The sequence below is a fragment of the Halorubrum sp. C191 genome (genome assembly GCF_002727095.1).
GTDB lineage: Archaea > Halobacteriota > Halobacteria > Halobacteriales > Haloferacaceae > Halorubrum > Halorubrum ezzemoulense.
This window is the reverse complement of the sequence record NZ_NHNZ01000086.1, coordinates 1-1,966: the sequence shown is the minus strand read 5'-3', so window position 1 is coordinate 1,966 and position 1,966 is coordinate 1. Positions and strand designations below refer to the sequence as shown.

Below are 1,966 nucleotides of genomic sequence, written 5' to 3'. Positions count from 1 at the left end.
GGCTCGGTGTTGATCTTGATGACATCTAACTCGATCAGTTGCTGAAACATCCCACCGAACGCTGACTCAGTAGAGGACATATCTCCCGATTACCGGCGACTTAGTGTAATCATACGGGCTTTCCGTGTTTCTACATAAGAGCGAGCGTACTTTACACCTTAGTATTAAATGTGTTGGTCAGTCGGAACGAGCCGGAGAAAGAGGTCCTAAGCAGTCGATGGTCTCGACGAAACCGCCGTTCGGAGGGGCGGCACGCGCTCGCCGTTCCGCTCCGCTGACGACACCGCTCCGTTCTCAGCGAGCGGTCCCCGTCTGTCTCTGAGAACGGTGGCGGGGCGAGAACGCCGGACCGCAGTCGCCGTTATCCGCCGTCGGCGCGCACCGAAGGCGTCGCGGCCGCGTCGACGCGCGCGATCCGGTCGTGCGCAGCGGGCGGCGTCGTGGCGTGCTCGGGGTGGAGACACGCGAACAGCGCCTCCAGCGAGTCGACGAGCCGGTGGCTCGGGCGGTTGAACAGCCCGTTGCCGTCGACAGCGTAAGCGCGGTCGCGGCGGACCGCTGCGAGGTCGTCGAAGCCGGGCCGCGCCGCGAGGTCGCCGACCGCGTCGACGGCCCGGTCGCGGTCGAAGCCGCAGGGCGCGACGACGAGGGCCTCGGGGTCGACCTCGCGCACGTCGTCCCACGCCACCGGCTCCGAGGGGCCGTCCGGCTGGAACGACGGGTCGCCGCCCGCGAGTTCGACCATGTCGCGAACCCAGTGGCCCGCGCGGATCGGCGGGTCGGTCCAGTCGAGGACGGCGACTCGGGGGCGGCCCTCGTCGGCGACCGCGCGCTCGGCGCGCTCGCGGACCGCGTCGACGCGATCGCGGAGGTCGCCCCGGAGCGCGCTCGCGGCGTCGGTCGCGTCGACCGCCTCGCCGATCCGCACCACGTCGTCGAGCGCGTCGGCGAAGGAGTGCGGGTCGCACGCGAGCACGTCGGGCGCGGGGTCGAGCCGCTCGGCGGCCGCGCGGACCTCGCTCGCGTCGACCGCGCAGACGTCGCAGGTCGCCTGCGTGACCAGCAGGTCGGGGTCGAGGGCCGCGAGCCGCTCCTCGTCGAGGTCGTAGACCGCGCCGTCGACCGCGCGCATCTGTTCGTCGATGTCGGCGGCCGAGCGGTCCGCGTGGTCGACGACCGTGCTCGTCAGCGTCGGTAACTCGCGGGCGGCGGGCGGGTGGTCACAGCTGTGAGAGACGCCGACCGGCTCGACGCCGAGCGCGAACAGCGTCTCCGTAGCGGAAGGCAGCAGTGAGGCGACGCGCATGCCCGAAAGAACGCGCTCGACGGGCAAAAGCGAGGGGGCCGGCCCGCGCTACCGGGCGGGGAGCCACGCGAGGAGGGGCCGCGAGACGACGTAGCCGGCGTACAGCAGCGACGCGACCGCCAAGGCGGCTGACGCCGTTGGAACCACCGCGCCGTCGGGGCATCGAGCGTGTTTAGCAGCGTGACGGCGAGCAGGGTACTCAGGAGGACGAACCGCGCGTCGCGCCGATCCGTGCCCGGCCGTGGAACGGAGCTGGTGAAAATGGTCGGTGGTTTCGCGGTCGACGCGACGCCTACTCCGTGACGGCCTCAGCGGTCGCCGTCGCGTACGCGGCCGCGAGGTCGCCGTTCGGCAGGGCGTCGAGCGCGGCCCCGCAGCCCCACCGGACGCGGTCGCGGCGCTCGCCGGCCGGGAGCTTGTTCGTCGCTACCGTCTCGGCCGTGTCGAGGGCGGCCCGCGCAGTCGGCTCGTCGCCCTCGGCCGCCGCGGTCGACGCCGCGACGAGCAGCTGTTCGAGGCTCGCTCGCACGTCGTGAGGGACCTCGTCGGCGTCGGTCACGAGTTTGCTTCGCGACGAGCCGACTGCGCGGGCCGCCCTCGACACGGCCGAGACGGTAGCGACGAACAAGCTCCCGGCCGGCGAGCGCCGCGCCCGCGTCC

General features: G+C 71.9%; 2 protein-coding genes. Both read right to left on the bottom strand.

The window, feature by feature from the left end; genetic code table 11:
* Window positions 1-361: 361 nt before the first annotated feature.
* Window positions 362-1,306, bottom strand: a complete 945-nt coding sequence (locus tag Z052_RS07650; RefSeq protein WP_094520915.1) for an ABC transporter substrate-binding protein — start codon at window positions 1,304-1,306, stop codon at window positions 362-364.
* Window positions 1,307-1,598: 292 nt separating this feature from the next.
* Window positions 1,599-1,865: a hypothetical protein gene (locus tag Z052_RS07640; RefSeq protein WP_089308860.1), complete on the bottom strand. Its 267-nt coding sequence runs from the start codon at window positions 1,863-1,865 to the stop codon at window positions 1,599-1,601.
* Window positions 1,866-1,966: the final 101 nt, after the last annotated feature.

Bases quoted from the DNA above. Each gene is read 5' to 3' on its own strand.
- Z052_RS07650 (WP_094520915.1), bottom strand. From the start codon at position 1,306: ATGCGCGTCGCCTCACTGCTGCCTTCCGCTACGGAGACGCTGTTCGCG.